This window comes from Enterobacter sp. SCRI0065 (genome assembly GCF_059766475.1).
This window is the reverse complement of sequence record NZ_JCBAJB010000002.1, coordinates 768,104-792,823: the sequence shown is the minus strand read 5'-3', so window position 1 is coordinate 792,823 and position 24,720 is coordinate 768,104. Positions and strand designations below refer to the sequence as shown.

The 24,720-nt window shown below is 51.2% G+C and carries 26 protein-coding genes and 1 pseudogene; 12 read left to right on the top strand and 15 right to left on the bottom strand.

What is annotated here, in order from left to right; translation table 11 throughout:
• Positions 1 to 127: 127 nt before the first annotated feature.
• Positions 128 to 472, top strand: coding sequence for a RidA family protein (locus AC6EMZ_RS09630; protein WP_498402207.1), 345 nt, complete (start codon positions 128 to 130; stop codon positions 470 to 472).
• 6 nt (positions 473 to 478) lie between these two features.
• Here the strand turns inward: AC6EMZ_RS09630 and AC6EMZ_RS09625 are convergent, their stop codons facing one another.
• The gene (locus tag AC6EMZ_RS09625) at positions 479 to 664 is read right to left on the bottom strand and encodes a YoaH family protein (RefSeq protein ID WP_498402206.1); all 186 of its coding nucleotides are present in this window, start codon (positions 662 to 664) and stop codon (positions 479 to 481) included.
• A 52-nt stretch (positions 665 to 716) separates the two neighbouring features.
• On the opposite strand from AC6EMZ_RS09625, the gene pabB reads away from it, so the two are divergent.
• The 4 genes from pabB (at position 717) to pdeD (ending at position 5,943) form a co-directional block, all read left to right on the top strand.
• Entirely contained in the window at positions 717 to 2,084 is a 1,368-nt protein-coding gene (pabB, locus tag AC6EMZ_RS09620; RefSeq protein ID WP_498402205.1) for an aminodeoxychorismate synthase component 1, read from the top strand.
• A 3-nt stretch (positions 2,085 to 2,087) separates the two neighbouring features.
• Positions 2,088 to 2,666 (top strand): CoA pyrophosphatase, encoded by a 579-nt coding sequence (locus AC6EMZ_RS09615; protein WP_498402204.1) that lies wholly within the window; start codon positions 2,088 to 2,090, stop codon positions 2,664 to 2,666.
• Between the two features lie 184 nt (positions 2,667 to 2,850).
• Complete coding sequence (sdaA, locus tag AC6EMZ_RS09610; RefSeq protein ID WP_498402203.1) at positions 2,851 to 4,215, top strand: L-serine ammonia-lyase; 1,365 nt, start codon at positions 2,851 to 2,853, stop codon at positions 4,213 to 4,215.
• A gap of 129 nt (positions 4,216 to 4,344) precedes the next feature.
• Positions 4,345 to 5,943 carry a cyclic di-3',5'-guanosine monophosphate phosphodiesterase PdeD gene (gene pdeD / locus AC6EMZ_RS09605; RefSeq protein WP_498402202.1) on the top strand — a complete coding sequence of 533 codons (1,599 nt, stop codon included), beginning with the start codon at positions 4,345 to 4,347 and terminating at the stop codon, positions 5,941 to 5,943.
• A 6-nt stretch (positions 5,944 to 5,949) separates the two neighbouring features.
• Here pdeD and yoaE read toward each other — a convergent pair whose 3' ends face one another.
• Positions 5,950 to 7,506: a CNNM family cation transport protein YoaE gene (yoaE, locus tag AC6EMZ_RS09600; RefSeq protein ID WP_498402201.1), complete on the bottom strand. Its 1,557-nt coding sequence runs from the start codon at positions 7,504 to 7,506 to the stop codon at positions 5,950 to 5,952.
• Complete coding sequence (locus AC6EMZ_RS09595) at positions 7,494 to 7,652, bottom strand: protein YoaL (protein WP_498402200.1); 159 nt, start codon at positions 7,650 to 7,652, stop codon at positions 7,494 to 7,496. The genes yoaE and AC6EMZ_RS09595 overlap by 13 nt, the downstream gene beginning before the upstream one ends.
• A 319-nt stretch (positions 7,653 to 7,971) precedes the next feature.
• On the opposite strand from AC6EMZ_RS09595, the gene manX reads away from it, so the two are divergent.
• From manX to mntP, 5 genes are all read left to right on the top strand, one after another.
• A complete protein-coding gene (manX, locus tag AC6EMZ_RS09590) occupies positions 7,972 to 8,940 on the top strand; it encodes a PTS mannose transporter subunit IIAB (RefSeq protein WP_498402199.1) in 969 nt (322 codons plus the stop codon).
• Positions 8,941 to 8,987: 47 nt separating this feature from the next.
• Positions 8,988 to 9,788, top strand: a complete 801-nt coding sequence (locus AC6EMZ_RS09585; protein WP_498402198.1) for a PTS mannose/fructose/sorbose transporter subunit IIC — start codon at positions 8,988 to 8,990, stop codon at positions 9,786 to 9,788.
• A gap of 12 nt (positions 9,789 to 9,800) precedes the next feature.
• Entirely contained in the window at positions 9,801 to 10,652 is an 852-nt protein-coding gene (locus tag AC6EMZ_RS09580) for a PTS mannose transporter subunit IID (RefSeq protein ID WP_498402197.1), read from the top strand.
• Between the two features lie 54 nt (positions 10,653 to 10,706).
• Positions 10,707 to 11,165 carry a DUF986 family protein gene (locus AC6EMZ_RS09575; protein WP_498402196.1) on the top strand — a complete coding sequence of 153 codons (459 nt, stop codon included), beginning with the start codon at positions 10,707 to 10,709 and terminating at the stop codon, positions 11,163 to 11,165.
• Positions 11,166 to 11,564: 399 nt separating this feature from the next.
• Positions 11,565 to 12,131, top strand: coding sequence for a manganese efflux pump MntP (gene mntP / locus AC6EMZ_RS09570; RefSeq protein WP_498402195.1), 567 nt, complete (start codon positions 11,565 to 11,567; stop codon positions 12,129 to 12,131).
• Here mntP and rlmA read toward each other — a convergent pair whose 3' ends face one another.
• The 7 genes and pseudogenes from rlmA to mgrB form a co-directional block, all read right to left on the bottom strand.
• Positions 12,132 to 12,947: a 23S rRNA (guanine(745)-N(1))-methyltransferase gene (gene rlmA / locus AC6EMZ_RS09565; protein ID WP_498402194.1), complete on the bottom strand. Its 816-nt coding sequence runs from the start codon at positions 12,945 to 12,947 to the stop codon at positions 12,132 to 12,134.
• 67 nt (positions 12,948 to 13,014) lie between these two features.
• Positions 13,015 to 14,733 (bottom strand): peptidoglycan glycosyltransferase FtsI, encoded by a 1,719-nt coding sequence (gene ftsI, locus AC6EMZ_RS09560; RefSeq protein WP_498402193.1) that lies wholly within the window; start codon positions 14,731 to 14,733, stop codon positions 13,015 to 13,017.
• Positions 14,734 to 14,953: 220 nt separating this feature from the next.
• The gene (gene cspE, locus AC6EMZ_RS09555; protein WP_313852280.1) at positions 14,954 to 15,163 is read right to left on the bottom strand and encodes a transcription antiterminator/RNA stability regulator CspE; all 210 of its coding nucleotides are present in this window, start codon (positions 15,161 to 15,163) and stop codon (positions 14,954 to 14,956) included.
• 12 nt (positions 15,164 to 15,175) lie between these two features.
• Positions 15,176 to 15,320: pseudogene (locus AC6EMZ_RS09550) on the bottom strand (DUF2627 domain-containing protein).
• 524 nt (positions 15,321 to 15,844) lie between these two features.
• Positions 15,845 to 16,834 (bottom strand): MBL fold metallo-hydrolase, encoded by a 990-nt coding sequence (locus AC6EMZ_RS09545; protein ID WP_498402192.1) that lies wholly within the window; start codon positions 16,832 to 16,834, stop codon positions 15,845 to 15,847.
• A gap of 23 nt (positions 16,835 to 16,857) precedes the next feature.
• Positions 16,858 to 17,148: a YebO family protein gene (locus tag AC6EMZ_RS09540; protein WP_498402191.1), complete on the bottom strand. Its 291-nt coding sequence runs from the start codon at positions 17,146 to 17,148 to the stop codon at positions 16,858 to 16,860.
• A 74-nt stretch (positions 17,149 to 17,222) separates the two neighbouring features.
• Positions 17,223 to 17,366 (bottom strand): PhoP/PhoQ regulatory lipoprotein MgrB, encoded by a 144-nt coding sequence (gene mgrB / locus AC6EMZ_RS09535; RefSeq protein ID WP_498402190.1) that lies wholly within the window; start codon positions 17,364 to 17,366, stop codon positions 17,223 to 17,225.
• Positions 17,367 to 17,527: 161 nt separating this feature from the next.
• Here mgrB and AC6EMZ_RS09530 point away from each other — a divergent pair, with 161 nt between their 5' ends.
• A complete protein-coding gene (locus tag AC6EMZ_RS09530; protein WP_498402318.1) occupies positions 17,528 to 17,767 on the top strand; it encodes a YobH family protein in 240 nt (79 codons plus the stop codon).
• Between the two features lie 64 nt (positions 17,768 to 17,831).
• On the opposite strand, the gene kdgR is transcribed toward AC6EMZ_RS09530, so the two are convergent.
• Positions 17,832 to 18,623, bottom strand: coding sequence for a DNA-binding transcriptional regulator KdgR (gene kdgR, locus AC6EMZ_RS09525; protein ID WP_498402189.1), 792 nt, complete (start codon positions 18,621 to 18,623; stop codon positions 17,832 to 17,834).
• A 178-nt stretch (positions 18,624 to 18,801) separates the two neighbouring features.
• On the opposite strand from kdgR, the gene AC6EMZ_RS09520 reads away from it, so the two are divergent.
• Positions 18,802 to 20,175 (top strand): MFS transporter, encoded by a 1,374-nt coding sequence (locus AC6EMZ_RS09520; protein ID WP_498402188.1) that lies wholly within the window; start codon positions 18,802 to 18,804, stop codon positions 20,173 to 20,175.
• A gap of 55 nt (positions 20,176 to 20,230) precedes the next feature.
• Here AC6EMZ_RS09520 and htpX read toward each other — a convergent pair whose 3' ends face one another.
• From htpX to AC6EMZ_RS09500, 4 genes are all read right to left on the bottom strand, one after another.
• Entirely contained in the window at positions 20,231 to 21,112 is an 882-nt protein-coding gene (htpX, locus tag AC6EMZ_RS09515) for a protease HtpX (protein WP_498402187.1), read from the bottom strand.
• Between the two features lie 192 nt (positions 21,113 to 21,304).
• The gene (gene prc / locus AC6EMZ_RS09510) at positions 21,305 to 23,353 is read right to left on the bottom strand and encodes a carboxy terminal-processing peptidase (protein WP_498402186.1); all 2,049 of its coding nucleotides are present in this window, start codon (positions 23,351 to 23,353) and stop codon (positions 21,305 to 21,307) included.
• Positions 23,354 to 23,372: 19 nt separating this feature from the next.
• A complete protein-coding gene (proQ, locus tag AC6EMZ_RS09505; RefSeq protein WP_498402185.1) occupies positions 23,373 to 24,059 on the bottom strand; it encodes an RNA chaperone ProQ in 687 nt (228 codons plus the stop codon).
• 97 nt (positions 24,060 to 24,156) lie between these two features.
• Positions 24,157 to 24,654 carry a GAF domain-containing protein gene (locus AC6EMZ_RS09500; RefSeq protein ID WP_498402184.1) on the bottom strand — a complete coding sequence of 166 codons (498 nt, stop codon included), beginning with the start codon at positions 24,652 to 24,654 and terminating at the stop codon, positions 24,157 to 24,159.
• Positions 24,655 to 24,720 lie beyond the last annotated feature (66 nt).

The window sequence follows — 24,720 nt, the reverse complement described above, 5'->3', positions numbered from 1 at the left end:
TTCTCTCTCACTGTATTTTTGCACAGGGATTATGTCAGCCCACCCTCTGCTGTGCCAGTCGAAATAGTGACGCCGAAGGAACAATATGGCAGTCTTGCCGCATTAAGCCATTTACGAGGAAGGATTTATGACCATTAAGCGCATTGATGCCGAAGCCCGCTGGTCTGACGTTGTTATTCATAATCAGACGCTTTACTACACGGGCGTGCCGGAAAATCTGGAGGCAGACGCCTTCGAGCAAACCGCCAATACCCTGGCGCAGATTGACGCGGTGCTGGAAAAGCAAGGTAGCGATAAGTCACGCATTCTGGATGCCACGATCTTCCTTGCTAATAAAGAGGATTTCGCAGCAATGAATAAAGCCTGGGATGCCTGGGTTGTGGCGGGTCACGCGCCTGTACGCTGTACCGTACAGGCCACGTTGATGAAACCGCAGTATAAGGTTGAGATCAAAATAATCGCGGCCGTTTAAGCCAGATTACTCTTCGTCTTCATCATCTTCAAAAAGCGCCACAATCCGTTCGCCGGTATGCGTGGCGCGAATCTCCTGGGCCACGAAAGTAATCGCCTCTCCGCTGCTCATACCCTGGGTCATGAGTTCCTGAATTCGCTCTACCGCTTTCTGCTGCTGTTCATGGCTAAGAGAAGGTAAACCTGCAAACATTGTCAACTCCTGCTAAATTATCAGCGCTAATTATTTCACGCTGCCCGGTAGTATGCCACACATGAAGACGTTATCCCCCACTGTCATTACATTACCGTGGCGCCACGACGCCGCAGAATTCTGGTTTGCTCGTTTAAGCCATCTTCCCTGGGCGATGCTGCTCCACTCAGGTCATGCGGATCATCCTCACAGCCGTTTCGATATTCTGGTTGCCGACCCTGTGGGTACCCTTGTCACGCAGGGCCAAAACACTCACGTTTCGCTTACTGACACCCGCACGAGTACCGACGATCCGCTTGCGCTGCTGGAGCAGGCGCTTGCGTCGTTGTCGCTACCTACGACGTCAAACCCGGACCTGCCCTTTCAGGGCGGCGCACTGGGGCTTTTCGGCTATGATTTAGGCCGCCGTTTCGAAACCTTGCCCGACACGGCGAAAAACGATATTGCCCTACCGGATATGGCCGTGGGGTTATACGACTGGGCGATGATTATCGATAACCATAAGCAGGTGGTTTCACTGCTCAGCCATACTGATGTCAATGCGCGACTCGCCTGGCTTGAGGAACAACGTTCCCCTGTCCGTGACGATTTCAGACTGACGACAGAATGGCGCTCTAATATGAGCCCGCAGGAATATGCCGACAAATTCGCACGTGTTCAGGCCTACCTGCACAGCGGCGATTGCTATCAGGTGAACCTCGCCCAGCGTTTTCAGGCCTCGTATCATGGTGATGAATGGCAGGCTTTTACGCGCCTGAATGCTCATAATCGAGCCCCGTTCAGCGCATTTATACGTCTGGAGGACGGTGCCATTCTTAGCCTGTCGCCTGAGCGTTTTATCCTTCTGGCGGACGGCACTATCCAGACTCGACCGATTAAAGGCACATTACCCCGACTCGCCGATCCCGCAGCCGACCAGCTACAGGCTGAGAAACTGGCCGCCTCGCCGAAAGATCGCGCCGAAAACCTGATGATTGTCGATCTTATGCGTAACGATATTGGACGGGTTGCGGTGCCCGGCAGCGTCCGCGTGCCTGAGCTGTTTGTCGTTGAACCCTTCCCGGCGGTGCATCATCTGGTTAGCACTATCACGGCTCGGCTGCCTGCGTCGCGGTCTGCCTGCGATCTGCTGCGTGCCGCCTTTCCGGGTGGCTCCATCACCGGTGCGCCAAAAGTGCGGGCGATGGAAATCATCGACGAACTCGAACCGCATCGACGTAATGCCTGGTGCGGGAGCATCGGCTATCTGAGCCTTTGCGGCACGATGGATACCAGCATCACCATCCGTACGCTGACAGCCTACGAAGGCCAACTGTATTGTTCCGCTGGCGGCGGAGTGGTGGCCGATAGCCAGCCGCAGGCGGAATATCAGGAAACGTTTGATAAAGTGAACCGCATCCTGCAACTACTGGAGAGCTAAACGATGGATACCCACGACCTGACTTTGGATCATTTTCTGTCTCGTTTTCAGCTTTTGCGGCCACAGGTTAACAACGCCACACTGAACAGCCGTCAGGCGGCGGTGTTAATCCCGGTGGTACGTCGAGAACAGCCCGGCCTGCTGCTGACGAAGCGTTCCGCTCGAATGCGTAAACACCCAGGCCAGGTCGCCTTCCCCGGCGGTGCCGTCGATGCAACGGACGCCTCACTGATTGCCGCCGCGCTACGCGAAGCGCATGAGGAGGTTGCCATACCGCCGGAATGCGTTGAAGTGATTGGTGTGCTGCCCCCGGTGGACAGCGTGACCGGTTTCCAGGTCACGCCGGTCGTCGGTATTATTCCTCCAAATCTGCGCTATCACGCCAACGCCGGTGAAGTGGATGCCGTGTTCGAAATGCCGCTTGCTGAAGCGCTGCGTTTAGGGCGTTACCATCCTTTGGATATTCAACGTCGTGGACACGATCACCGGGTCTGGCTGTCGTGGTATCAGCATTATTTTGTTTGGGGCATGACGGCGGGGATAATTCGTGAGTTGGCCCTGCAAATCGGCCTGAAACCTTGACTATACTTTACATTCCGCTTGTTTCTGCAAGTTTGCGAGGCATGTCGCGACATTAGTAAAACACGGGTTAACCATTAGTTTAATTCATGTGAATACTTCGGACGATATTGAGCTTCCCTCTTACACTATGCGCAGTTATAACATCGTTACTGGAACCTCCAGTAACCCTGTCAGGAGTGAGAAAGTGATTAGTCTATTCGACATGTTCAAAGTGGGGATTGGTCCATCCTCTTCCCACACTGTAGGGCCGATGAAGGCCGGTAAACAGTTCGTCGATGACCTGGTCGAAAAAGGATTACTGGAAAGCGTTACCCGCGTTGCTGTAGATGTTTACGGTTCGCTGTCTTTGACGGGTAAAGGCCACCACACCGATATCGCCATCATTATGGGTCTGGCCGGAAATATGCCGGACACCGTAGATATTGACGCCATTCCGGCGTTTATTCGTGACGTAGAAAACCGGGGTCGTCTGCTGCTGGCAAACGGCCAGCATGAAGTCGATTTCCCGCAGGATGACGGTATGCGTTTTCGCAGCGATAACCTGTCCCTGCATGAAAACGGTATGCAGATCCACGCCTTCAACGGCGACAAGGTTCTCTACAGCAAAACCTACTACTCCATTGGCGGCGGTTTTATCGTTGATGAAGAACATTTCGGTAAAGACGCTTCAGGCGACGTCAACGTTCCTTATCCCTTCAAATCCGCGCAAGAAATGCTGGGTTACTGTCATGAGACCGGGTTATCCCTGTCCGGCATGGTGATGAAGAACGAACTGGCGTTGCACAGCAAGCAAGAGATTGAAGCGTATTTTGGCAACGTGTGGCAAACCATGCAGGCCTGTATCGATCGCGGTATCAATACCGAAGGCGTGTTACCTGGTCCTCTGCGCGTTCCGCGCCGTGCTTCTGCGTTGCGTCGTATGTTGGTCACCACCGATAAATTCTCCAACGATCCGATGAACGTTATCGATTGGGTGAACATGTTCGCGCTGGCGGTCAACGAAGAAAATGCGGCGGGTGGTCGTGTAGTGACCGCTCCGACCAACGGCGCATGCGGTATCGTCCCGGCAGTTCTGGCCTACTACGATCACTTTATCGAGCCGGTCACGTCTGACATTTACATTCGCTACTTCCTTGCAGCGGGTGCGGTCGGTGCTCTGTACAAAATGAACGCCTCTATTTCGGGTGCAGAAGTGGGCTGTCAGGGCGAAGTTGGCGTTGCCTGTTCAATGGCAGCAGCGGGACTGGCGGAACTGCTGGGTGCAAGCCCTGAGCAGGTGTGCGTCGCGGCTGAAATTGGCATGGAGCATAACCTGGGTCTTACCTGCGATCCGGTCGCGGGTCAGGTACAGGTTCCGTGCATTGAGCGTAACGCAATTGCGTCCGTCAAAGCGATTAACGCCACGCGCATGGCGATGCGCCGTACCAGCGAACCTCGCGTTTCGTTGGATAAGGTTATCGAAACCATGTACGAAACGGGCAAAGATATGAATGCCAAATATCGTGAGACTTCACGCGGTGGTCTGGCTATCAAGGTGCAGTGCGACTAAGCTTTCCCTTCGCCCATCCCCCCTGGATGGGCGAAATTTCCTTCTCTTCTCGTCGACTTAACATTTCCCCACTACACTTCCTGTGTAGCCCCTGGCATTTGGTGCTGGTGGCGTTTCAGGCGCCCTTTCATGCAAACTGCACAAAGGATCATAAAAAAATATCGCCGAAAACGCGTTATCGTCTGTGTGACGGTGGCACTTCTTACGCTCATCCTGACGTTGGGTATTCGTTTTATTTCGCAGCGTAATTTAAATCAGGAACGTATTCTCGCTTTCGCCACTCACTCGGTTAACGCACTCGATAAAGTCCTCCTCCCCCTTCAGGCTGGACGCGCTGCACTTCAGGCACTCGTCGGCTTGCCCTGCACCGATGCCCATTTAATGCTGCGAAAGCAGGCTGCAACATTACAAACGGTGCGATCCATTGCGTTGGTCAAAGGCGGCATTGTGTATTGCTCCAGCATCTTCGGTGACAGGGATGTGCCGTTACGTTTGATCCAGCCTGCACTTCCCTCCAGTGAATCTCAGCTCGTGCTGTCAACCGACCAGTCTCTGCTAAAAGGCAGCCCTGTTCTTATCCAGTGGTACCCCGTCTCTGATACTGGTGAAGATGGCGTCATGCAGATTGTGAATATCGATCTTATTACGCGAATGATGCTGGAACCGCAGCGCCCGTTGATAACCGATGTCATCCTGGGCGTGGGGACTAAATTCCTTCGCGATGGTCAGAAAGTTACCGCTTCGCTGACCTTTGACGACAACGATGCGGTTGTGCGGAAATCATCCGAACACTTCCCTTTTACCATCATCGTGAGCGGCCCTGGTGCGAGCGGGCTGGCACTACAAAATTTGCCTTCACAGCTCCCGCTGGCGCTCCTGATAAGCCTGCTGCTGGGCTATATCGCCTGGCTTGCTACCGCCAGCAGGATGAGCTTCACCTGGGAAATTAACCTCGGTTTAGCTGCACGTGAGTTCGAATTATTTTGTCAGCCACTGCTGAATGCCGGCACACAGAAATGCGTTGGGGTGGAGATTCTGTTGCGCTGGAATAATCCCCGTCAGGGATGGATCTCACCTGACGTTTTTATTCCGCTGGCAGAAGAACACAACCTGATTGTTCCTTTGACGCGCTTCGTCATGACCGAAACTGTACGCCAGATTGGCTATTTTCCGGCTCATTCAGGCTTTCATATTGGGATTAATGTTGCAGCCAGCCATTTTCGCAACGGGACCTTACTTCAGGATCTCAACCGCTACTGGTTTAGCGCCAAACCTAAGCAACAATTGATCGTTGAGCTTACCGAACGCGATGCGCTTCACGAGGCTGACTATCGGATGGTGCGGGAATTAAACCGTAAGGGCGTTAAGCTGGCGATTGATGATTTTGGCACCGGAAATAGCTCCCTCTCATGGCTTGAGAAATTGCGCCCGGACGTGCTGAAGATTGATAAATCCTTTACCACGGCGCTCGGCACTGACGCCGTGAACTCAACGGTAACGGATATTATTATTGCTCTGGGGCAACGATTGCATATCGAACTGGTTGCAGAAGGCGTGGAGACTCAGGAGCAGGCGCGCTATTTACGCCATCACGGAGTCCAGATATTGCAGGGATTTTTATATGCGCGGCCAATGCCGCTAAGAGATTTTCCGAAGTGGCTGGCGGAGAGTACGCCTCCGCCAGCGCAGCGTAACGGGCAAATATTACCGCTTTTGCCGTTACGTTAAGCCAGATTACTCTTCTTCATCGTGCTCGGACTGCTCTTTAACAATACGCACCATATCAACGCGATAATCATTTGCCGCGACAATGGCTATCTTCAGCGGCGGCAGTTCAAGGATATCGCCCGCACGTGGGATCTGACCGTTGATAGCGATAACCAGTCCGGCAACAGTGGCAATATCTTCTTCATCGTTGATGATATTGTCCAGACCCAGCGTATGCTGAAGCGCATGCAGGTCAGTCGTGCCTTTGACCAGCCAGCCGTCACCATCAGCGGTAATTTCTGGCGTTTCATCGGCGTCAGGGAACTCACCGGCAATGGCTTCCAGCACGTCCAGCGGCGTGACTAATCCCTGGACCACGCCAAACTCGTTGGTCACGATAACGAAACTGCCGCGAGCACGACGCAGAACGGTCAGCAGGTTGATTGGGTCCAACGTTTCTGGCACCACGATCGCCGGAGTGGCAGCCGCGATAGCATCAACTTTTGCACCCTCTTCCAACGCGACCAGCATCTCTTTGGCACGGACTACGCCGATTATTTCATCCAGCTCGCCGCGACACACCGGGAACAAGCTGTGCGGTGAAGAGAGCAACTGCTGGCGGATTTCGTCTACGCTCAGATTGGCATCAACCCAGCTGATTTCGCCACGTGGCGTCATGATGCCACGCAAAGAACGTGATGCCAGGGAGAGCACGCCATTAATCATGTAACGCTCTTGCTCGACGAACGCACCTTCCGGTACAGGCACTGGCGCACCGCTCGTCGTTTCTGGCTGAACGGTCTGTCGACGGCCACCCATCAGGCGCAGAATCGCGTCTGCGGTACGGGCACGCAGCGGCTGTATAGATTGCTGCTTGATAAAGTTACGGCGCGCAATCTGGTTGAACAATTCGATAAGAATCGAGAAACCAATCGCCGCGTACAAATAGCCTTTAGGAATATGGAAGCCAAAGCCTTCTGCTACCAGGCTTAGACCAATCATCAGCAGGAAGCTAAGACACAGCACCACCACCGTTGGATGTTCGTTCACAAAACGCGTCAGCGGCTTAGAAGCCAAAAGCATCACTGCCATCGCAATCACAACGGCTGCCATCATCACCGGGAGATGGTTGACCATCCCGACTGCGGTAATCACCGCGTCCAGTGAGAAGACGGCGTCGAGCACCACGATTTGCATCACCACGACCCAGAAACTCGCATAACCTTTACCGTGGCCGTCATCATGTTGATGGTTTTCAAGCCGTTCATGCAGTTCGGTTGTGGCCTTGAACAACAGGAAGAGTCCCCCCACCAGCATGATCAAATCACGCCCGGAGAAGGTGAAGTCCCAAACGGTAAAGAGCGGTTTGGTGAGGGTCACCATCCACGAAATCACGGAAAGCAGCGCAAGACGCATAATCAGCGCCAGCGACAGGCCGATTAAACGGGCTTTATCACGTTGTTTCGGCGGCAGCTTATCCGCAAGGATGGCAATAAACACCAGGTTGTCGATACCGAGAACGATTTCAAGCACAACCAGCGTGAGTAATCCCACCCAGATTGACGGGTCCATTAAGAATTCCATGACAAGCTCCTGCTAAAGGAATGACAAAACGGCGCCCCGAAAGCGTTAGGCGAAATGGCGGTAAATTGGGCAAATAAGTGGCGAGGATCGCCGATAAGCAAGGCGCTAAAAGGCCTGGTAGATGACTGACGTCGGTGACGGTCCATACAGTGGGCTACAGCCCTATACTCCTGAACAATTAAACGGAGGCTAAACATATCAGAGACAAGCCGTTTTTAGCAAAGATTTACTTTCCTTTGCAAACATCTGTTACACACTCGATTTTCATTACAGATTTTTCTGCAAGGCGAAGCTAAATTACGGATCTTCATCACATAAATTATTTTTTCACTATCTAAAATAAATCGCGGAAGTCTTCGTTAATTTAACTCTAACCCTTTATCTGAATCGATTCGGTTCCCCGAGGACGATTCCCAATACGGACTGCCTGGCAGACGTATCAATGATAATAAAAGGAGGTAGCAAGTGACCATTGCTATTGTAATAGGCACACATGGTTGGGCTGCAGAGCAGTTACTCAAAACGGCAGAAATGCTGTTGGGTGAGCAGGAAAACGTCGGCTGGATCGATTTCGTTCCCGGCGAAAACGCCGAAACGCTGATTGAGAAGTACACGGCTCAACTGGAGAAGCTGGATACCAGCAAAGGCGTGCTGTTTCTCGTTGATACATGGGGAGGCAGTCCGTTCAACGCTGCCAGCCGCATTGTCGTCGATAAAGAGCATTATGAAGTCATCGCAGGCGTAAACATCCCGATGCTGGTGGAAACACTCATGGCGCGTGATGACAACCCAAGTTTTGACGAACTGGTCGCTCTGGCTGTCGAAACGGGTCGTGAAGGCGTGAAAGCATTGAAAGCGCAGCCGGTTGTGAAAGCAGCCCCTGCGCCAGCAGCTCCAGTTGTGAAATCCAACGCACCCGCAAAACCGATGGGACCGAACGATTACATGGTGATCGGCCTGGCGCGTATCGATGACCGTTTGATTCATGGTCAGGTAGCAACGCGTTGGACTAAAGAAACCAACGTAAAACGCATTATCGTCGTGAGTGATGAAGTGGCCGCCGATACCGTACGCAGAACGCTTCTTACTCAAGTGGCTCCACCGGGTGTGACCGCGCACGTCGTCGATGTCGCGAAGATGATTCGCGTCTACAACAACCCGAAATATGCGGGTGAGCGCGTAATGCTGCTGTTTACCAATCCAACAGATGTCGAACGTGTTGTAGAAGGCGGCGTCAAGATTACCTCCGTTAACATTGGTGGTATCGCGTTCCGTCAGGGTAAAACCCAGGTCAACAACGCGATTTCAGTCGATGAGAAAGATATCGAAGCATTCAAGAAGTTGAATGCCCGCGGTATTGAGCTGGAAGCCCGTAAGGTGTCCACCGATCAGAAACTGAAAATGATGGATTTGATCGGCAAAGTTGGGAAATAACCCTGCGCTGATTTTTCACATAAAGCTTATGTCATAGGAGAAGTACAATGGAGATTACCACTCTTCAGATTGTGCTGGTGTTCGTCGTTGCGTGTATTGCCGGTATGGAATCCGTACTTGATGAATTTCAGTTTCACCGCCCACTGGTGGCCTGTACGTTGATTGGCCTCGTTCTTGGCGATATGAAAACCGGTATTATCATCGGTGGTACGCTGGAAATGATCGCCCTGGGTTGGATGAACATCGGTGCGGCTGTTGCGCCTGACGCCGCGCTGGCATCCATTATTTCGACCGTTCTGGTTATCGCGGGCCATCAAAATATCGGTGCTGGTATCGCGTTGGCGATTCCGCTGGCAGCAGCCGGTCAGGTATTGACCATTATCGTTCGTACTATCACCGTTGCTTTCCAGCATGCGGCAGATAAGGCGGCCGAGAGCGGGAACCTGAGTGCACTATCCTGGATCCACGTCTCTTCACTCTTCCTGCAAGCAATGCGTATCGCTATCCCGGCGGTTATCGTCGCGATTTCTGTCGGTACCAGCGAAGTACAGGGTCTGTTGAACGCCATTCCTGAAGTGGTCACCAGCGGTCTGAACATTGCCGGCGGCATGATTGTGGTCGTTGGTTATGCGATGGTCATCAACATGATGCGCGCAGGCTACCTGATGCCATTCTTCTACCTCGGCTTTGTTACCGCTGCGTTTACTAACTTCAACCTGGTTGCTTTGGGTGTGATTGGTGCAGTGATGGCAATCCTCTACATCCAGCTGAGCCCGAAATATAACCGCGTCGCGGGTGCACCAGCGCAGGCTGCTGGCAGCAACGATCTCGATAACGAACTGGACTAGCAGGTGAACGAAATGGTTGATATGACTAAAACTACCACCGAGAAAAAACTCACTCCGGGTGATATTCGTGGCGTGTTCCTTCGTTCTAACCTGTTCCAGGGTTCATGGAACTTCGAACGTATGCAGGCACTGGGCTTCTGTTTCTCCATGGTACCGGCGATTAAACGCCTGTATCCGGAAAATAACGAAGCGCGTCGTCAGGCGATTAAGCGTCACCTTGAGTTTTTCAACACCCATCCCTATGTAGCCGCTCCTGTTCTGGGCGTTACGCTGGCAATGGAAGAGCAACGTGCCAACGGCGCAGAGATTGATGATGGTGCCATCAACGGTATCAAAGTTGGTCTGATGGGGCCGCTGGCAGGCGTAGGTGACCCGATTTTCTGGGGTACCGTCCGTCCGGTATTTGCCGCCCTTGGCGCAGGTATTGCGATGAGTGGCAGCCTGCTGGGTCCGCTGCTGTTCTTCATTCTGTTCAACGCCGTCCGTCTGCTGACCCGTTATTACGGTGTGGCGTACGGATATAAGAAAGGTGTTGATATCGTTCAGGATATGGGCGGCGGCTTCCTGCAGAAATTGACCGAGGGGGCGTCAATTCTCGGCCTGTTTGTCATGGGGGCGTTGGTAAACAAGTGGACGCACGTTAACATCCCGCTGGTGGTCTCGCGTATTACCGACCAGACCGGGAAAGAAAACGTCACCACAGTGCAGACCATCCTTGACCAGTTGATGCCAGGCCTGGTGCCGTTGCTGCTTACCTTCGCCTGTATGTGGCTGTTGCGTAAGAAAGTTAACGCACTGTGGATTATCGTGGGCTTCTTCGTTATCGGTATCGTAGGCTATGCAATCGGCCTGCTAGGTCTGTAAATTTAGGTTTTATACACCGGGGGCTTGCCCCCGGTTTTTTTATCTGGAGGATGAATGACGGTTACGGATATCGTACTGGTTGTGTTTATTGTGGCCCTTCTGGCTTATGCCATCTATGACGAATTCATCATGCCCCGTCGACACGGCGCAACGCTGCTCACAGTCCCTCTCCTGCGACGTGGACGGATAGACGCGTTTATCTTCGCTGGATTATTGGTCATCTTGATCTACAACAACGTGATGAGCCAGGGTGAATTATTAACCACATGGTTATTATGTACGCTGGCATTAATGGCGATGTACCTGTTTTGGATCCGCGCACCAAAACTCATCTTTAAAAGCCACGGGTTTTTCTTCGCCAACGTGTGGATAGAATATAACCGCATTAAAGAGATGAATTTATCCGAGGATGGTGTACTGGTCATGCAATTAGAGCAACGCCGTTTACTGATCCGGGTGAAAGATATTGATGACCTTGAAAAGATTTATAAGATTATGGTTAAAACTCAATAAGTTAAATTTATAGCATCGGCTATATACTGCCGATAAAATGCGCAGACAATATATAGCCATAGCTATATCTCTCGATGTAATTAACTTATATTTATTAACGTTATTTTCACTGATAAATCTAAATGAAAATCGTTATCAACTAGTTAATGAAATAACACATCCGTGTTGTTGTTTTATATTCTCAAAATATGTTAAGGTTGCGCCCGTCGTTGGGGAGTAGCCGATTTCCTGTCTACAGGAAATGTACGTGTCAACATACTCGTTGAAAAACGTGGTGCGTACGGATGTATTACAGCACAAATACTGTGCGTAAAAATCAGGCGAGACCATAGACGCATCAACTGCTGTTTACTGGGGGCAGTGATGTGTCATATGGATATCCCCGGTCTGGACGCTGTTATGAATATCTCCGCCACGATCCTTCTCGCCTTTGGTATGTCCATGGATGCTTTCGCTGCTTCCATCGGTAAAGGCGCGACGCTGCATAAACCTAAATTCTCCGAAGCCCTGCGCACCGGCCTTATTTTTGGCGCGATTGAGACGCTCACTCCACTTATCGGTTGGGGGCTCGGTATGCTTGCCAGTCAGTTTGTCCTCGAATGGAACCAGTGGATTGCGTTTATTTTATTGGTGTTCCTGGGTGGGCGAATGGTTATCGAAGGTTTTCGCGCAAACACAGATGAGGATCAAGCCCCGCTTCATCGCCATGGCTTCTGGCTGCTGGTCACCACCGCTATCGCAACCAGCCTTGACGCGATGGCCGTCGGCGTGGGACTCGCCTTCCTTCAGGTCAATATTATTGCCACCGCATTGGCGATCGGTTGTGCCACATTAATCATGTCTACGCTTGGAATAATGGTTGGTCGATTTATCGGCCCGCTGCTTGGCAAACGAGCCGAGATCCTCGGTGGCGTGGTATTAATTGGAATTGGTACGCAAATTCTCTGGTCGCATTACGCTGGTTAGTTAGACGTCGCGCTGCCAGCAGTGGATACTGAAATCCGTCTGGCAGCGAAATTCTGTTTGTTTTGCCAACGCTTCCCACACTTCTGGCTTTGCCCGCCAGGCAAAAGGCGTCATCTGCAACAGAGCAACCGCCTCAGTGCCCGTCAGCTGCATTTCATAGCCTAAAGACTGCTCATGTTTAAGCGTGAAACCCTCCAGTTGCTCGGAATGTGGCGCATGTAAACGCACTTCGTCGTAAATCAGCCCTTTCATCTCCATCAAATGCCGTGGCCCTGGCGTGACGGTGACAACCCATCCGTTCGGTTTAACGACTCTCGCCAGTTCCTGAGCTTTACAGGGAGCATAGATACGAATAACAGCATCCTGAGTTGCCTCTTCGAAAGGCAATCGGTGGCTGGATGCGACGCAAAATGTCACCTGCGGATAGCGCTTTGCGGCGGCGCGGATAGCTGATTTAGACACATCCAGACCCACGGTGGTAGCGCCAAATCGTGCCGCCACGTCGGCGAACATCGCCGTGTAATAACCCTCACCACAACCAATATCCAGGATCGAGGTTGCATGTTCAGTCAGCATTTTGGTCAGCCACTGTGCAACAGCTTCACGAAGAGGCTCGTAATGCGCGGCGTCCAGGAAGGCACGACGCGCCTGCATCATCTCCGCGCTGTCACCAGGATCGCGGGAACGTTTGTGCTGAACGGGTAACAAATTAACGTACCCTTCTTTCGCCATATCAAATCGATGCCCCTGCGGACAGGTCAAACTATTATCTGCGAGCGTTAGCCGCGCGTGGCATAAGGGACAACTGAAAGACATGGTCACTCCGGTGCTGTATCAAAGGGCGAAAGTGTAACGCTAATCGCCCCGGTATAAAACGCCTGGGTTAGCGCATCACGATAAGATGACTGGAATCCGCCGCTAATCCATCGGGCTCAACGTTTTCAATACGTAATACGTCCCCCATAATCTGGCTGAAGACCGGTGCGGAAACCGCGCCACCGTAATAGCGACCATTCTCAGGATCGTTTATCACCACCGCCAGCGCAAACTTTGGATGGCTGGCAGGCGCTACACCCGCCGTATAGGCGATATATTTGTCGATGTATTTCCCGTCATCACCGATTTTTTTAGCCGTCCCCGTTTTGACTGCGACGCGATAGTCGCGGACTGCCGCTTTGATTCCGCCGCCGCCAGGGAGTGCGACGCTTTCCATCATATGTTCGACCTGATGGACGATATCTTCAGGCATCACCTGATGCCCCATAACCGGCGGATCGATTCGCGTAATCGACAATGGGCGCTCAAGACCATAGCTGCCCACCGTAGCGTAAACATGTGCCAGTTGCAGAGGCGTCACCATCAAACCATAGCCAAAAGCGAACGTTGCGCGATCGAGTTGGCTCCAGAACTTGCGTTGCGGAAGCAGCCCGCTGCTTTCGCCGGTTAACCCGAGTCCGGTGGTGGTGCCGAACCCAAAACCTTTATAGGTATCCAGCAGATGCTGAATTGGCATTGCCAGCGACAGGCGGGAAACGCCTGTATCGCTGGATTTTTGCAGAATACCCGTCAGCGTCAGCTCCGGATAATAGCCCACGTCACGAATACGATGGCCATCGAGGGTATACGGATGTGTATCAATAACGCTGTCTGGCTGGACCAGCCCCTGCTGGAGCGCCGTCATCAAAACCAGCGGCTTAACCGTTGAGCCAGGTTCAAAGGTGTCGCTGATGGCCCGATTGCGAAAGTCATCCAGCGTCGCGCCATCACGGTTGTTGGGGTTAAAGTCCGGGAAACTCGCCATTGAGAGAATTTCGCCAGTTTGCACGTTGATCAATACCGCGGCTCCGGATTCAGCCTTGTTCCACGCCACTGCGTTATCTAACGCGTCTTCCGTGATGGTCTGCAGGCGCTCATCAATGCTCAGAGCGATATTGTGCGCGGGAACGGCGGGGACTTCAGTCAGGTTTTCAACAACGTGCCCGTAACGGTCTTCGCGTACACGACGGACTCCCGCTTTCCCGGTGAGTTGAGTGTTAAAGCTTTTCTCCACTCCTTCAATACCTTGCCCATCAATATTGGTGAAACCAATAAGATTCGCCGCCACATGCCCGGCTGGATAAAAACGTCGAGATTCATCGCGCAGGTTGATACCGGGCAGATTGAGCCTGTCAATCCACTGCGCCTGAGTGGGGTCGACCTGCCGGGCAAGGTAAATAAAGCGCCCTTTGGGGTTGCTGTTAATACGCGCCGCGAGCGTGCTCAGTGAGATGTGTAATGCCGTCGCCAGCGCCCGCCAGCGATCATCAAAGCCAACCCCACCTTTTGCCAGTACCGTTTTGGGATCGGCCCAAACGGCTCTTACCGGCACGCTCACCGCAAGCGGCCTACCCTCTCTGTCGGTAATCATGCCTCGCGGGGCATCAATGGCAACCTCACGAAGCGAGCGCATATCTTCTTGTTTAACCAGATTGTCAGGTTTAATGATTTGTAGCCAGGCAACACGCCCAAGAAGAAACGCGAGGCTAAGGAAAATAGCGAGGCAAAGTAATGCAAAACGAGCCGGCGTAAAGTTACCGGCAGAGCTCAAGACGTTCTTTTTCACCTGTGCTCCAGGTCTGATTAAACAACGCCCTGATTTAACGAGAAAAAGAGAAGTTATTGACGGGAAACAATGCTTCAGACATCGCAGTTTTGCAACAAACTGCTAACAGGAACAGCATCGGTAACATTTTGAAAAAAAACGTATTAAAAAGCCCCGCATTTGCGAGGCTTTATGTCTGAGGATGAAACGCCAGAGCGTCTCTAAATCAGCATTGATTCGATCAGATCGCGTTTACGTTAACAGCAGCCGGACCTTTCTGGCCATCCTGAATTTCGAACTCAACGTTCTGGCCTTCAGCCAGAGTTTTGAAGCCGTTACCCTGGATTGCAGAGAAGTGTACGAACACATCTTTGCTGCCGTCAGCAGGAGTAATGAAACCAAAACCTTTAGATTCGTTGAACCACTTAACTTGACCTTTAATCTTTGCCATTTGCAAAATTCCTTAGAGTGTTTTCTTCGCCCGCAGGCATTAACTTAGATAAAACTGAGACATTACTGCTTGAGGCACTAATATAAGGTTCGGCAGAGAAGCGGTATTCAACGACAACGTGTTTACTCAGGACTTCTTTACTGAAAATGCCACACATAAACAGAACTGTACCTCGTTTGACCCAAAACGTGTTATCACATACAACGATAATTATGGCAAGCCATTTTTAAACGTGTCTCGATCCGCTGCACAAATTACGATGCCAGGCTGTTAAATTCTGCACAATTATGCACCTGAGATCTTGAATAATTGCTGGCATAGACTACCCAAGCGGGAACCATAGAGTCGCTGTAATCTAAGGCTTTTTTAGCATAAGCCTCCTACTCTCCTTCCTCGCGTAAGCGCAAAAACCGAGTCGAATGCAATAAGTAAGTTAGAACAATTTGCGAAAAGTTATGCTGAAATCATCGTATCGATTGATATTGTCACAATGAAATAACATTGTTTATTCCACGCTGCCTTGAGCTATCCCGTTATGAGGATGATTATTGTGCCTATGCACCAAAATAATGAAACTTTTATGAATCTGCATCAAAACAAAGCAAGAGAAACGTTTCGATAAAAATAAAACTATTCTGAATCGAGGCAATACAGAATATATGGAAACAAATCGTCTAAGACTTAAAGGGATAAATATTGACCAATTTTCAGAACCCTAAAGTTTTCATTAACTGATACTACATTATTAAGCGCCTTATATAGCTCGGCAACAGGTTCATCAAGGGATTCATCCGCCAGTTCAAAAACGCCCCAGTGAATTGGAAACGCCACTGGCATCCCTATCTGTTGCCAGAGCTTAACCGCTAACTGCGGATCCATGTGATGACCAGACATGAACCATCGTGGTGCATAGGCCCCAACGGGTAACGCCGCTGCATCAATCTTACCCAACCGTTCAGGAATAGCTAACAGCTCGGGCGTATATCCCGTGTCGCCACTAAACCAGAAGCGGTGTTGACGACCTTCAAATACCCAGCCACACCACAGCGATCGATTGCGGTCCTGTAAGGTTCGCATGCTCCAGTGCTGTGCCGGAACAGCGGTCAACGTCATCCCCTGGAAAATCACGCACTGCCACCAGTCGAGTTCAACAATATTTTGTGCACCGCGACGACGAAACCACGCTGCCAGCCCCAGCGGAACAAAAACAGTGAGATCAGGGAATCGTTGCAGTAGCCGACGTACCGTTGCCGAGTCGAGATGATCGTAATGATTATGAGAAATGACTAAGGCATCAAGAAGCGGGAGTTGTTCAATGGTGATGGCGAGGGGTGTCTTACGTTCTGGCCCGGCGAAAGCCACTGGTGAAGCACGACGAGAGAAAACAGGGTCGGTCAGAAGAAAGCGTTCATTGAGTCGAAGCAGTACGCTGGCGTGACCCAACCACCACACCCCATCTTCAGGTAATTCGTTGAGTTGTGCGGGTTGCCACCATTGTTGTATGAAATCGCTGTAGCCTAACGCGGGCGGCTTAGGCAAACCTGCCGCCTTTCGCTCATTGCGCCATCGTTCCAGGTCACCTGGTTGATGGTCCGTTAAACCAGGGTTGCGAAAGCCGTTAGGTGTATGGTGCGTAAGGGAGGGATCGTACCAGGGATTTTTCCAGACCACAGCCACCTCCCCTGTTGTGCTATTTAGCGTTCCGCGACCAGACGAATGAAATCATCTTCATCCTCTTTAGCCTCTTCTACAGGGGCATTCGGCGCTGGTTTTTCTTCAGGTTCATTCGCTTCACAGAGACGACGCAATAACGCATTCTGGCGCTTCTGCTGATCGAGCAATGCTTCAAGCAGTTCTATCTGCTCGTCAGTGCGCGAGCTTGCGCGATTAATGAAGAACCACAACACTAATCCGACGATCATCACAACTAACGATATCGCCAGCGAAGCTACGTTAAGCAGCCCCGAACTCGTTAACTCACCCATTTCACCACCTCAAATAAAACGCCTATTTTAGCACTGACGCAGAGGAAGGAAATCATCTTCACAAAAAATGCGTGTTACCACGGGATAAATTGATTGATTGCACAAACGCCGCTAAAAAACTGTACGTCCTGATCGCACATTACATTGATCATCTGCGTCCACAGGATGACGCATGCAATCAAAGCAACGATCAGAATTACCCAGCGTATTTTTTTCACTCCGAACTCCGTCTTATGACCTGATATTGCCAGGTTATCACGGTTATCTTAAACAGAGACTAACTGTACCTGCATCAACTTGTTTTCGGAATCATGCACTTGTTTCATAGAGTAAACCGGTTACGCTTGATCCATCATGAGTAAAAAAATAAGAGGCAATGATGCACGTAATGATTCGAACGATTATTGCACTAGCGATTGTGTGGACTGGATTGTTATTGACTGGCTACGGTGTGCTTGTGGGAAGCACTGAAAACGCAGCAGGACTGGGTATCCAGTGCAAATATCTCACGGCACGAGGAACCAGCACGGCGCAGTATCTGCACTCCAGTAGCGGGTTCATCGGGTTATCTAGCTGCCCGGTATTACGAAAAAGTGAAATGGTTGTCGATAACGGTTAATCAAGGTCAGATCTCACATCAACAAAAACGCCGCAGAAAATGCGGCGTTTTTCATTTATCTGATTCAGAAAGGATAGTCGTTATAGCCCATTTGTTCTGAAATCTTACGTGCAGCGGTATGCAGCATCTCAACGTACTCGTGCAGGCGTTCTTCAGAGAAACGCAGGGTGGGGAATGAGATACTCAGTCCGGCAATGACGACGCCGAAGCGGTCGAAAACAGGCACACCGATACAACGTAATCCCTCTTCCTGCTCTTCGTTGTCTTCGCCATAACCTTGTTGACGAACCGTGTCGAGTACCGTTAACAGCTCATCGGTGCTGGTAATAGTACGTTCAGTACTGCGCTTGTATTCGACATCTTCGAGGATTTCTTTTACTTCTTCGCGGTCACGCCACGCCAGCAGTACTTTACCGATCGCGGTGCTGTAAAGCGGGTTACGACGCCCGATTCGCGAGTACATGCGCAGGTTGTACATGGAGTCGATTTTATGGATATAAACAATGCTGTCTTCATCCAAAGCGCCCAGGTGAACCGTCTCTTTCGTCAAACGCGAGAGTTCACGCATCTGAATATCTGCGCTACGAATAAGATCCACGTTTTGCAGCGCACGTGCGCCCAACTCAAACAGTTTCAGCGTCAGAGAATACTTCTCGGATTCGCCTTCCTGCGCTACGTATCCCAGTGACTTCATGGTTTGCAAAAAGCGATAAACGGTGCTTTTCGACATCATCACACGCTGCGACAACTCTGTAATACCAATTTCACGCTCTTCACCGAGCGCCTGCAAGATGCCAAACACCTTCAGCACGGAAGAAACAGAATCTGGCTGCTTGTCCAAATCTGCAATTGCCATTTATCACCTCATTGCGAGTGTTTTATAAAAATCAGAACCGGTTTTTATTATAAATTCGCGGCTCGCTCGCTGCAATCGTTCTGCGTTTGGTTCGTTACAAATCTGCGACATAAAACCGAAATATCAGTGCTAAAATAGTGACACTAAGAATAATTTCACGCTGAGCCTTTCATTACCAATGGAAAAAAATCTCTCTGATGGCGTTCCGCTACCGCAGCGGTACGGTGCTATAGCCACGATTATCATCGGTATTTCTATGGCCGTTCTCGATGGTGCAATCGCGAACGTGGCATTACCCACTATCGCTCACGACCTTAATGCCTCGCCTGCCAGTTCAATTTGGGTCGTTAACGCCTACCAGATTGCGATTGTGGTGTCTTTGCTCTCGTTCTCTTTCCTGGGCGATATGTTCGGATATCGCCGCGTTTATCAGTGCGGCCTGGTTGTCTTCACCATCACTTCGCTTTTTTGCGCGCTCTCAGACTCGCTGTATACCTTGACCTTCGCACGTATCGCGCAAGGATTCGGTGGCGCCGCGCTAATGAGCGTGAATACCGCATTGATACGCTTGATCTATCCTCAGAGCCAGCTCGGGCGGGGAATGGGGATTAACTCCTTCATCGTCGCGGTGTCATCGGCCGCAGGGCCAACGATCGCCGCTGCGATACTTTCTGTAGCCTCCTGGCAATGGCTGTTTTTAATCAACGTACCGCTGGGCATTGTTGCCCTCCTTTTTGCAATGCGCTTTCTTCCGGCAAACGGGGCAAAAAACACCATGCCCCGCTTCGATTTGCCAAGCGCCATCATGAATGCTCTGACCTTTGGTCTGCTGATCACGGCGCTAAGTGGGTTCGCCCAGGGCCAGTCGCTGACGTTAATCGGTGCTGAGATTGTCGCTATGCTGGTAATTGGATTCTTTTTTGTACGTCGTCAACTGGCGCTACCTGTGCCTTTGCTGCCTGTAGACCTCCTGCGTATCCCGTTGTTTTCACTGTCGATTGGTACTTCAATCTGTTCATTCTGCGCACAAATGCTTGCTTTAGTGTCACTGCCCTTCTTTTTACAAAGCGTTGTAGGACGTACAGAAGTGGAAACGGGGCTACTGCTGACACCGTGGCCACTGGCAACCATGGTGATGGCTCCGCTGGCGGGCTATCTTATCGAACGAGTACACGCAGGGCTGCTGGGAGCATTGGGCTTAGCGGTCATGGCAACCGGTCTTTTTGCACTTGCGATGCTGCCTGCGACGCCAACGGATATGGACATTATCTGGAGAATGGTACTGTGCGGTGCCGGTTTTGGTCTGTTCCAGTCACCAAACAACCACACTATTATGTCTGCGGCCCCTCGCCATCGCAGCGGTGGCGCTAGCGGAATGTTGGGCACAGCAAGACTGCTAGGACAAAGCTCAGGGGCGGCGCTGGTCGCGTTGATGTTTAATCTGTCAGGCACTAATGGCACCCACATTGCCCTGTTAACCGCCGGTATCCTTGCCACTCTGGCCGCCGTCATCAGTGGGCTACGCGTGACACAACCACGTTCGCAAGCATAAAAAAAGGCCGGGAGGCGATAACACCTTTCCCGGCCAGTTTTCAGTGGAGCGGTACTTACTTGATATATGCCCCGGTACGCAGCGCTTCGATACGCTTGTCGAGCGGTGGGTGGGTCATAAACATCTCACTCAACGACTTCGATTTACCGTTGATGCAAAATGCCATCATGCTGGTGGCTTCCTGCGGCTCATAGCTGGTTTTCAGACGCTGCAGTGCAGCAATCATCTTCTCACGACCCACCAGCTTTGCAGAACCGGCATCGGCATGGAATTCGCGATGACGTGAGAACCACATGGTGATAATACTCGCCAGAATCCCGAAGACCAGTTCAAGCACCATAGCAACCACAAAGTAAATCATTGGGTTACCGTTGCTACTTTCACCTTCATCACGGTTACCGCCCATAAAGCCAGCGGCAATTTGCGCCAGGATGCGTGAGATAAAGATAACGAAGGTGTTCACCACGCCCTGAATCAGCGTCATGGTTACCATATCACCGTTAGCAATATGGCTGATTTCATGCGCGATAACCGCTTCAGCTTCATCACGGCTCATGTTTTGCAGCAAACCCGTACTGACCGCTACCAGCGACGCATCTCGACGAGCACCTGTTGCAAAGGCGTTGATATCCGGCGCGTGATAAATCGCAACCTGCGGCATAGCAATGCCCGCCTGGCGCGACTGCTGCGCGACCGTATTCATCAACCACTTTTCCATATCGTTACGCGGCTGCTCGATAACTTCACCGCCTACGGATTTCAGCGCCATCCACTTCGACATCAACAACGAGATGAAGGAACCACCAAAACCAAACAGCAGCGCCATAATCAGCAGGCCTTGAACGCTACTTGATTGAATTCCCGTCAGGCTTAGCACAAGCCCGAAAACCACCATAACCGCCAGGTTGGTGAGCAGGAAGAGCGCGATTCGCATCATAATTTTCTTTTAACCTCTGTTGAACAAAACGCACTATGCGATTACCCACATCGTATGGGTATTGTGGCCATTTTCAAGGATTCGACATGCGTAAGTCACCAGAAAGACACAACTTTACATTGTTTAATGTCTTACTTACGGGAGGATGCAGAACTAAAAAAAACAGGCACAATTTCTTGTGCCTGTTCAGGTCTATTTTGCCGGAGCCGGCTGCGTTGCAGGTTTGTCTTTTTCCTGCTTAGCCAGGTCGAGAGCGATGTGTACCGTCTCGTCCAGATAAGGATCTGGCTCCTGGTAATCTTTCGGCAGATCGTCCAGTTTCTTCAGCAACGGCTTACCTTCGCGTTTGAAGCGGTCGTTGATGCGCGCCAGTCGGGTTGCGTCATCTTCCGCGTTCTCTTTCTCACGCTGATTGAAGTTAAGCGAAACGATATTCCTTTTCTCTTTCAGGGCATTGAACCGCGCAATGTCCTTCATGATGTACTGGAATTCAGGATCTTTCGCGATACGTTCGTTATGAAGTTTCAGCAGTGAAGGACCAAACTGAGTCATATCGCCAGACTTCACGAAGGTGGCAGCGTTGATGCTATCCCACGGCAACGCGTTGTCTTCGAATTTCTCGCCAGTTTCCGTCTCTTCAGTGCCGGTTGGCATCATAATATCCGGGGTCACGCCTTTACGTTGGGTACTGCCGCCATTCACACGATAAAACTTCTGAATGGTGTATTGCACAGAACCCAGAGCGGGCCATTCAGGGCGCAGCATTTGGTCGTAAATGCGGTTCAGCGATCGATACTGCTGAACGGTACCTTTACCGAACGTTGGCTCGCCAACAATCAGCGCGCGGCCATAATCCTGCATCGCAGCGGCAAAGATTTCAGAAGCCGAGGCACTGAAACGGTCAACCAATACGACCAACGGGCCTTTGTAGTAAACCACGCCATCGGTATCGGCATCTTCACGCACTTTACCGTTGTTATCACGCACCTGAACAACTGGACCTGATGGGATAAACAGCCCGGAAAGCGATACCGCTTCCGTCAATGCACCACCACCGTTGGTACGCAGATCGATAATCACGCTGCTAACGTTTTGCTTTTCAAGCTTCTGCAGTTGTACTTTGACATCGTCCGTCAAACCAACGTAGAAACCTGGGATATCAAGAACGCCGACTTTCTCTTTGCCGACCGTTTTCACGGTCATCTTCACGGCGCGGTCTTCTAGACGAATACGCTCGCGGGTCAGGGTCACGATACGGGTTTTAGTACCTTTACCCGCCGGCAGTATCTCAAGGCGAACCTTGCTGCCCTTTGGACCTTTGATCAACGCAACGACATCGTCAAGACGCCAGCCGATCACATCGACCATACTCTGGCCCGTCTGACCAACGCCAACAATACGGTCACCGACGCTAATCGCTTTGCTTTTCGAGGCCGGGCCGCCTGCTACCATGGAGTTGATGACCGTGTAGTCTTCGTCCATTTGTAACACCGCGCCAATACCTTCCAGAGACAGGCTCATTTCAGTATTAAACTGTTCGGTATTACGAGGGGAAAGGTAGTTGGTGTGCGGATCGATTTCGTGAGCAAATGCGGTCATGGCCAGCGAGAAAACATCTTCACTGTTGGTCTGAGCCAGGCGGCGGATCGCCGATTTGTAACGACGAGTTAGGGTTTCGCGGATCTCTTGCTCATTTTTTCCGGTGAGCTTTAGGCTGAGCTCATCGAATTTAACTTTGCTGTCCCACAGTGCGTTAAGCTCGGCTTCATCTTTCGGCCAGGGCGCTTTGCTGCGATCCAGATTAAAGTTGTCAGTGCCGGTGAAGTCCATTGGACGTTCCAGCACTTTCAGCGCGTATTGATAACGTTCAAAACGGCGCTTCTGCGATTCATTATATAAGTCGTAGAACAGATCCAGCTTACCGCTGCGCAGCTCGTCACCGACTTCGGTTTTACGTTTTGCAAACTGTTCAATATCGCTCGCTAACAGCACGTTGTGACTGTAATCAAGCAAATTCAGGTAGCGATCGAAGATTTTGGCCGAAAAGGCCTGATCGAGATCGAACTGACGATAGTGGGAACGCGTGAAGCGCGATGTTACGCGCTCACTGACCGTCGCGTGCTGAGTCTCTTCCTTTAACACCGGAATTTGATCGGCACGCGTAATATCGTCCACAGCGAAAGCGTGGCCTGTTATGGCAAACAGGCCAGCCAGCGCGGTGATCTTAAAAAGAGTGTTCATGCCAGACTTGGCCTCCGTTTCAGAACACCAAGTGTTCTGCGCGTACAATCATTGACATACCAGAAGTCAGCTGCACACGAACGCCATCTTTGGTGATTTCGAGTACGGTGGCGTCCATCGCATTGTTACCCGCTTTCACCTTCAGAGCCTGACCCACGCTTAACGCGTTAATGTCAGAAACCGGAGTGTGGCGTTGTTCTTCGCGAGGCGCACGCTGTGCTTTAGCGGCTGGTTTATCAGCACGTGGTTTACGCTCGCTATTCTCCGCGCGACGTGGCGCAGGACGAGGTTTACGTTCACGGCGAGGCGTTTCTTCCTGACCGTTTGCTGCCGCCGCTTCGCGTTTTTTCGCTTGCTGCTCGGCACGCTGCGCCTGAACGCGCGCTTTGGCTTCTTCAAGCTGCTTACGAGCATGCTCAACGTGCTGCTCGTCTAGCTCACCGCAAGGGTTGCCGTCGAGATCGACACGCGATGCGCCAGCTTTGATACCGTAAAGGTAACGCCAGCTTGAAGTATAAAGACGTAAGGCGGAACGGAGCTGAGTTTTGCTGAGATTCATCTCACCTTCAACACGCGCCACCAAATCCTGAAAAATACCGACTTTCAGGGGACGAGCTTCGCCTTCAGCACTAAAGCACTGTGGGAAACGCTCGGCCAGAAATGCGATGACTTCTTTACTGCTATTCAACTTAGGTTGATTTTCCATGAAATTTCCTGATTACAACGGACGTTGCCAACTAGCCGCAGGCATGAACAGGCGACATTATAATGACGCTATCAGTAAATGCTACGTTATCCGTTGATTATCCTGCGACGCTCGCAAAGAATTTTTGATAATCGGTTGCGATTAATACGTTTTCCAGATGAGCGACCAGCTCACGAAGCCCCTGCTCATCTTCATCGCTAAAGCGACCAAACACGGTGCTGTCGATATCCAGAACGCCAATAATCTGATTTTTAACCACCAGCGGTAGAACAATTTCAGAATTACTTGCCGAGTCACACGCAATGTGGCCATCAAAAGCGTGAACATCTTCAACGCGTTGAACCTGGTTTTGAGCCACTGCAGTACCACATACGCCACGGCCTACGGGAATTCTCACACAGGCAAGCTTGCCCTGGAACGGTCCGAGCACCAGCGTTTCACCTTCCAGCAGGTAGAAACCAGCCCAGTTCACATCAGACAGGCGTTCAAACAGCAGCGCGCTGGTATTGGCCAGCGTGGCTAAAAAGCTGGTTTCCCCTGTCATTAATGCCTGGAAATCGCGGTTCAAATCCGCGTAGAATTCTGTTTTGTTCATTATTCAATCACTTGGTTGTCTTACAAAAAAATAGAGCATAGCCTATTAAAATAAACATTAAATGCG